At 62.2% G+C, this 7053-nt stretch carries 11 protein-coding genes; 7 read left to right on the forward strand and 4 right to left on the reverse strand.

Annotated features, from left to right (window positions below; genetic code table 11):
* Positions 1-837: betaine--homocysteine S-methyltransferase (gene bmt / locus EN969_RS10540; protein WP_127419113.1), on the forward strand; the 837-nt coding region annotated here is incomplete at its 5' end.
* Between the two features lie 15 nt (positions 838-852).
* Here the strand turns inward: bmt and EN969_RS35255 are convergent.
* The 3 genes from EN969_RS35255 to EN969_RS10555 all read right to left on the reverse strand — a co-directional run bounded on the left by EN969_RS35255 (position 853) and on the right by EN969_RS10555 (position 4028).
* A complete protein-coding gene (locus EN969_RS35255; protein WP_024501300.1) occupies positions 853-1122 on the reverse strand; it encodes a hypothetical protein in 270 nt (89 codons plus the stop codon).
* A 213-nt stretch (positions 1123-1335) separates the two neighbouring features.
* A complete protein-coding gene (locus EN969_RS10550) occupies positions 1336-3465 on the reverse strand; it encodes a VWA domain-containing protein (protein WP_063168195.1) in 2130 nt (709 codons plus the stop codon).
* A 2-nt stretch (positions 3466-3467) separates the two neighbouring features.
* Entirely contained in the window at positions 3468-4028 is a 561-nt protein-coding gene (locus tag EN969_RS10555) for an RNA polymerase sigma factor (protein ID WP_013531188.1), read from the reverse strand.
* Between the two features lie 156 nt (positions 4029-4184).
* Between EN969_RS10555 and EN969_RS10560 the strand changes: the two genes are divergently transcribed.
* Genes EN969_RS10560 through EN969_RS10585 form a run of 6 tightly spaced genes read left to right on the forward strand, consistent with a single transcriptional unit; the run spans position 4185 to position 6539 of the window.
* Positions 4185-4508 (forward strand): metalloregulator ArsR/SmtB family transcription factor, encoded by a 324-nt coding sequence (locus EN969_RS10560; RefSeq protein WP_063168196.1) that lies wholly within the window; start codon positions 4185-4187, stop codon positions 4506-4508.
* Positions 4505-4930: an SRPBCC domain-containing protein gene (locus tag EN969_RS10565; protein ID WP_013531186.1), complete on the forward strand. Its 426-nt coding sequence runs from the start codon at positions 4505-4507 to the stop codon at positions 4928-4930. Before EN969_RS10560 ends, EN969_RS10565 begins: the two co-directional genes overlap by 4 nt.
* Before the next feature lie 54 nt (positions 4931-4984).
* Positions 4985-5206 (forward strand): hypothetical protein, encoded by a 222-nt coding sequence (locus tag EN969_RS10570; protein WP_013531185.1) that lies wholly within the window; start codon positions 4985-4987, stop codon positions 5204-5206.
* A gap of 12 nt (positions 5207-5218) precedes the next feature.
* Positions 5219-5659: a DUF1801 domain-containing protein gene (locus EN969_RS10575; RefSeq protein ID WP_013531184.1), complete on the forward strand. Its 441-nt coding sequence runs from the start codon at positions 5219-5221 to the stop codon at positions 5657-5659.
* Positions 5660-5698: 39 nt separating this feature from the next.
* Complete coding sequence (locus EN969_RS10580; protein WP_063168197.1) at positions 5699-6091, forward strand: VOC family protein; 393 nt, start codon at positions 5699-5701, stop codon at positions 6089-6091.
* Positions 6092-6131: 40 nt separating this feature from the next.
* Positions 6132-6539 carry a DUF1801 domain-containing protein gene (locus EN969_RS10585; protein ID WP_063168198.1) on the forward strand — a complete coding sequence of 136 codons (408 nt, stop codon included), beginning with the start codon at positions 6132-6134 and terminating at the stop codon, positions 6537-6539.
* A gap of 2 nt (positions 6540-6541) precedes the next feature.
* Here the strand turns inward: EN969_RS10585 and EN969_RS10590 are convergent.
* Positions 6542-7053 (reverse strand): aminoacetone oxidase family FAD-binding enzyme (locus tag EN969_RS10590; RefSeq protein ID WP_127419114.1); only part of this gene is annotated, 512 nt, incomplete at its 5' end.

Here is a 7053-nt window from a genome sequence, read left to right on the forward strand (position 1 = left end):
ATCATCCTCACCAACTCGTTCGGCGGCACCCGCCACCGGCTGAAGCTGCATCATGCGCAGGATCGCGTGCATGCGCTGAACCAGCGCGCCGCCGAGATCGCGCGCGCCGTCGCCGACAGAGCTGGCCGCAAGGTCATCGTCGCCGGTTCGGTCGGACCGACCGGCGAATTGCTGGTGCCGCTTGGCGCCATGACCTATGACGAGGCGGTCGACGCCTTCGCCGAGCAGATCGAGGGTCTCAAGGAAGGCGGCGCCGAAGTCGCCTGGATCGAGACGATGTCTGCTCCCGACGAGATCCGCGCCGCCGCCGAGGCTGCCATCCGCGTCGGCCTGCCCTACACCTATACCGGTTCCTTCGACACCGCCGGCCGCACCATGATGGGCCTGCTACCCAGGGATATCCACGGCGTCACCGACGGGCTGTCGCAGGCGCCGCTTGGCGTTGGCGCCAATTGCGGCGTCGGCGCGTCTGACATCCTGGCCTCGCTGCTCGACATGACCGAGGCGAAGCCGGAGGCAACGGTGATCGTCAAGGGCAATTGCGGCATTCCCGAATTCCGCGGCACCGAAATCCATTATTCCGGCACACCCGAACTGATGGCCGACTATGTCAGGCTCGCCGTCGATGGCGGCGCCAAAATTATCGGCGGCTGCTGCGGCACCTCGTTCCAGCACCTTGCCGCCATGCGCAAGGCGCTCGACGCGCACACCAAGGCGGATCGTCCGACGGTTGCCGCGATCGTCGAGCGCATCGGCCCGATGCGCAACAAGGCGGCGACGGAAAATACCGCCGAGACCAGCGAAGCCCGCCGCGAGCGCCGCCGCAGCCGGGCCTGAGCTTATCGGTTTCGATTATTCGCTGTTGTCGGCGTAGCTCGACTGCGCCGACTTGAAGTCGACCACATTGTCGCTGTGCATCGTCATCAGCGCGCCGGATGAAACCGGATCGGTTATCTGCTCCAGCATGATGCGGAAGCGGTCGTTGGTCAGCGCCGACATGGCGGTGTGGCGCGCCTGCGCGACATCGTCACTGATACGCCTGGATTCCGATGATGGGGCCGATGAAACCGCCGAAGCATCTCGTGCCGGCGGTGTCGAGTTGGCGATAGTCCTGATCTGCAATTTCGGCTCCCTCAAGCCCGGTACACCTGTCCTGCGTAACAAGCAGGGGGTTGCGATCCGCTACCGGAAATGCCGCGCAATTTAACGACCTGGAGATTCTCCGAAAAAAGGCCGGCAAGGGAATGAACCCCTCGCCGGCATGCCTCACCCGCCCGCGGTCGGTTTCCCCTGTCAGAACGATCCCATCTGAAAGAAACCGGCCGTCATCACCCACTACCGATTACCGCCCAGCGCCGAGGCAAGGCGCACAAGCGAGAGGAACTCGGACCTGTACCCAAACGGGTCGGCTCCTCGAGCGGCAGTGGCGATCTCCATGATCTTGTCGTAACCGAACTTCGCGGTCGCATCCTCGTCGCGCAGCTTCTGGCCGAAGGCGGCGACCGCGACGGAGAAGCGCTGGTCGGTGCTGGCCTGGTCGAAAGACGAGATCTCGTTGGCCGAGGTCACCGGCGTGGTGATCAGCTTCGAGACGTCTTCATTCGGCAGCTTGTAGCGGATCTTGACGAAGGCATATTCGTCCGCATTGGCAACGCCGCCATTGTCCACCGACGCCTGGCCATAACGCAGCGCGTCGATCTGTTCGCCGCCGCTGCCCTTTGGCGTGATTTCATAGATCGCGGTGACGGAATGGCCCGAGCCGATATCGCCGGCATCGACGCGGTCATTGTTGAAATCCTCGCGGTTCAAGGCGCGGGTCTCGTAGCCGATCAGGCGATATTCCGAGACCTTGTTCGGATTGAACTCGACCTGGATCTTGACGTCCTTGGCGATGGTGAACAGCGTCGACGATGCATCTTCGACCAGCACCTTCTCGGCTTCGGCCAGCGTGTCGATATAGGCGGCGGTGCCGTTGCCGTTCTGGGCGATGGTCTGCATCATCTGGTCGTTCAGATTGCCGCGGCCGAAGCCGAACACCGACAGGAAGACACCGGTCTTGCGCTCTTTTTCGATCAGCCGCTTCAGATCGTCGTCGTCGCTCTGGCCGACATTGAAGTCGCCGTCGGTGGCGAGCATCACCCGGTTGACGCCGTCCTTGACGAAGGATTTCTGCGCCAGCCTGTAGGCTTCCTTGATGCCCGCCTCGCCGGCCGTGCTGCCGCCGGGCGTCAGATTGTCGATGGCACTGAGGATCTTGTCCTTTTGGGACGCCTTGGTCGGCTCCAGGACCGTGCCGGCGTCACCCGCATAGGTTACGATCGAGATCGTGTCGTCGGCCTTCAGCTTGCTGACCAGCAGCCGAAAAGCCGATTTGAGCAGCGGCAGCTTGTCCGGCTCGTCCATCGAGCCCGAGACATCGATCAGGAAGACCAGATTGGCCTTCGGCTGCTCGGTCGGCTTGACGTCAAAACCCTTGATGGCGACATGCATCAGCCTGGTATGCGTGTTCCACGGCGTCGGCATGACGCTGACGGTCGAGTTGAATGGTGTCGAGGCCGACTCCGGACCCTTCCAGTCATAGGGGAAGTAGTTGATCATCTCCTCGACGCGGACAGTATCGACCTGCGGCAGGGTGCCCTGCTTCAGCGAGCTGCGCACGAAGGAATAGGAGGCTGTGTCGACGTCGATCGAGAAGGTCGAGACCGGATCCTCGAGTGCCGCATGCACCGGATTGGTCTTGAAATCCTCGATGCGGTCGCGGTTTTCCGGTTGCGGCTGCATCTGGTCGGCCGGCAAGGTCGACGGCTGCTGCGGCGCCATCAGCTTGGACTCGGCCGGCATGCGGGCCCGCGACGTACTGGGCGCACTTACGGCGCCATCCAATGCGAATTCGCCTGTCGGTGCCGGTGGCGCAGGCTCGGCCAGCACACCGCGCTCCAGTGCATTCTGTTGTGCCGCGCCGGAAGCAACGGTCGATTCGGATTTCTGCGGCGAGGCCGGCGCCACAGGCGCATCGGTCGCGTCGCGGCTTTCCACATCGGCGTCGGCTTTCTTGTCCGTCTCCAGCCCGGTCGGAGCCGGCTTCGGCTCGGCGGTCGTCGGCTTGACGGTCGCCGGCTTGACGGTCGCCGGCTTGTCGGCCAGCGTCTCGGTGATTTTCTCGTCGCCGCCGAATTTCGGCGGCTGTTCCCTCAGCATATGGAAGGTGGCGTATCCGGCGATCGGCAGGGCGACGAGCCCGGCAAGAACCGGCGTGGCAATGAGTTTCTTTTGCATGATCTCGCTCCAGAGCTTTTGTGCTCGCTCTGTGAGACGAAGCCCGCCAACCGATCCTTGGGTAACGGCAGAAATATTTTCCTGATCGTATGCACGCAGGGCGGCTTCGAAAGCACGTGCCTTGGCATCCTTGGCGGGCGCCGGCGCTGCTATATCGCGCAGTCTGTTGAGTTCGTTGTCGTCAACCATGGTCACACTTCCCCGGCCGCGCGCATCAGCGTCTTCAGCCGTTTCTTCGCTTCATGGATGTGCCAGGAAACCGTCGTCTCCGAGATTGTCATCGCCTCGGCCGCGGCCGCATGGCTCAACCCTTCGCCATAGACCAGCAGCACCGCGTCGCGCTGCTTGTCCGGCAATCGCCGGACGGCCGCCCACAGCGCTTCGGCAGGGTCTTCCGGTTCGACCGACGCCTCGCCCGAGATCAGTGCATGGACGCCATAGGCCTCGGTCTTGACGGTCTCGCGGGCGGACTTTCGCATCACGTCGCGCGCGGCGTTCATCGTCACGGAATAGAGCCATGTGGTGAAGGCGCCGCCGCCGCGATAGTCGCGGATCGCTTTGCCCAGCCTGACGCAGACTTCCTGGGCGATGTCTTCGGCATCGGCCTTCCTGCCGCACCAGCGATAGGCGGCGCGATAGACGAAGTCATAGTGCCTTTCCAGCAATGTGCTGAAGGCCCTCCTGTCTCCGCCCTTCGCCCGCCCGATCAGTTCGGCGTCGGAGGCTTCGCTCTCATCCAGCATCATCGCCATCATTTGCCTGTTGGACGAAGGCTAATGGCTAATCCTTGGGGCAATGGAAAGATTTTTTTGGAAACCGCCGGATCGGGACCGTCAACACCCCCGCTTGACATATCCATATCTCGACAGTTATACGTAAATCAATAGCCACAGGGTTATCGATCCCGGATGACGAACGCTCACGATGTCCTCTTCAGAACGCTCTCCGATCCGACGCGTCGCGCGATCTTCGAGCGCCTGTGCCGGCAAGGCGAGCAGACGGTCGGCGCCCTGACGGCTCAGTCGGGGGTCTCTCAACCTGCGGTGTCGAAGCATCTCGGCGTGCTCAAGCAGGCCGGGCTGGTGCGCGATCGCCATCAAGGACGGCAGACCCATTACAGCGCCCAACTGGCAGCACTTTCCCCACTGACCGACTGGACGAACCAGATGAACGCGTTCTGGCAGAGCCGGTTCGACGATCTCGAAAATTTGCTCAAAAGAATCGACCAATGACCAACATTGCGACCGAAACGCGCTCTGTCATCGTCGAACGTGAGATCCCCTATCCGCCGGAAAAAATCTGGCGCGCGCTGACCCAACCGCATCTGATCGAGGAATGGCTGATGAAGAACGACTTCAAGCCAGTCGTGGACCACCGCTTCAAGCTGCGGAAGGAACCGCAACCTGACGTGAGCATCGTTGTGGACTGTCAGGTAACAGCCGTCGAGTTGAACAAGACACTGTCCTACACCTGGCAGGCCTATGGCCTTGAGAGTGTCGTCACCTGGACCCTCGTGCCGACCAGCACAGGCACCCGGTTGCGTATGGAACAGTCCGGCTTCCGGCCGGATCAGGAGCAGGCGTATCGGGGCGCGACGAGCGGGTGGCGACAGTACTTTGCAAATCTGAGTCAGGTCCTGGCGCGGATAGATTGAAACTCGCAGGTGCGGATCGGTGGCCCGCACCGGCTGTTTTGACAGGAGGAACTATTGGACTGGAACAAGTGGGTTCGGCAAATGCATCGCTGGCTGTCGATCATCTTTGCGCTGACCGTCATCGCCAACTTCGCCACCATGGCATTCAGGCAGCCTCCCGCCTGGGTGGTCTACTCGCCGCTCCTGCCGCTCCTCCTGCTGCTGCTCAGCGGCCTGTACATGTTCGTGCTGCCCTATGCCGCCAAGGGACGCGGCGTGCAGCGTGCCGGCGGGTAGGAGTGGGGCAGAGTGGCCAAGACGCAGGGACAATCGACCGAGGCCAAGGCTGCGCCAGTGCTGCTCTCCGGCGGCAACCCGCAAATCGCCAAGGGCGACGGCGACGCCCCGGTGCAGGCCTATATCGCTGCGATGCCGGACTGGAAGCGCGGCCTGGGCGAGCGCCTCGACGCGCTCATCGTGGGCAACGTGCCTGACGTCCGCAAGGCCGTGCGATGGAACTCACCCTTCTACGGCATCGAAGGCCAGGGCTGGTTCGCGAGTTTCCATGTATTCACCCACTATGTGAAGATGACCTTTTTCAGTGGCATCTCATTGCAACCGATCCCACCAGGCGGCACGGCCAAGAGCAAGGATGTGCGCTGGATCGACATCCGCGAAGACCGGTTCGACGAGGCGCAAATGGCGGAATGGATCAAGCAGGCCGCCGCCCTGCCCGGCTGGACCCCGTAGCGGCCACAGACGCAAGAATACGACAGAGGAGAAAGAGCGATGAAGATCAAGCTGACCAGCGTGTATGTGGACAACCAGGAAAACGCATTGCGCTTCTACACCGACGTGCTGGGCTTCACCAAGAAGGCCGATTTCAGCAACGGGCCCTATCGCTGGCTGACAGTGACCTCGGCTGAAGAGCCTGATGGAACCGAACTGCAGCTCGCGCTCAACGACAACCCGGCCGCCAAGGCCTATCAGGAAGCCATCTTCCAGCAGGGTCAGCCTGCGGTCATGTTCTTCACCGACGACGTCAAGGGCGACTACGAGCGCATCAAGGCGAAGGGTGGCGCGTTCACCGTGCCGCCGACCGAGGTGACCGGTTCAACCATCGCCCAGCTGAACGACAGCTGCGGCAACCTCGTTCAGATCACCCAACTGGCGCGCTGGTGACAGGCAGCGGTTGAACGCGTCGACGCACAGGAGACACCAAATGACCCCCTCGCAACAGATCGACCAGTTGATCGCCGGTCTCTCGGACTGGCGCGGCGAGACGCTCGCCGACATCCGCAAGACCATCCTTGCAGCCGACCCGGACATCATCGAGGAGTGGAAGTGGATGGGCAGCCCGGTATGGTGCTTCGACGGCAACATCGTGGTCGGCAACGCCCACAAGGACAAGGTGAAGCTGACCTTTTCCCATGGCGCCAGCCTGCCGGATCCCGACAGGCTGTTCAACAATGGTTTTGGCGGCAAGGTGTGGCGGGCTATCGATGTGTTCAAGGGCGACAGGCTCAATGAGAGCGCTTTGAAAGAGCTCGTCCGTGCCGCCATCGATTACAACAAGGCCAAAAAGAAGAAAAAGGCGCCGGCAGCTACTGGGGCGAAGCCACGGAAGTAAGTCTATGCTGCCTGGCCTGCCACCCAGCCAGACGACCATGCCCACTGGAAATTATAACCGCCCAGCCAACCCGTGACATCGACGACTTCGCCGATGAAAAACAGGCCCGGCACGGATTTCGCCTGCATCGTCTTCTGGTCCAGCCCGTTGGTGTCGACCCCGCCCAGTGTCACTTCGGCGGTGCGGTAGCCCTCAGAACCGGCAGGCTTGATGCGCCAGTCATTGACTGCGGCAGCTATGGTTTTGATCTGGGCGTCCGCAAGATCGGCGAGGTTGCCGTCGATGCCGGTTCGTTCGGCGATCGACTGCGCCAGCCGCTTCGGCAGGTGATTTGCCAGCACGGTCTGCACCGCCTGCCGCCCATTACCGCGCTTGGCACTACGAATGAGGTCCGCCACATCAACTCCCGGCAGCATGGCGATGCGGATTTCGTCGCCCTCGCGCCAATAGGACGAGATCTGCAGGATGGACGGTCCGCTGACGCCGCGATGCGTGAACAGCATCGCTTCGGAGA

The sequence above is a fragment of the Mesorhizobium sp. M7A.F.Ca.CA.003.01.2.1 genome (assembly GCF_003998945.1).
In the GTDB taxonomy this organism is placed as follows: domain Bacteria; phylum Pseudomonadota; class Alphaproteobacteria; order Rhizobiales; family Rhizobiaceae; genus Mesorhizobium; species Mesorhizobium ciceri.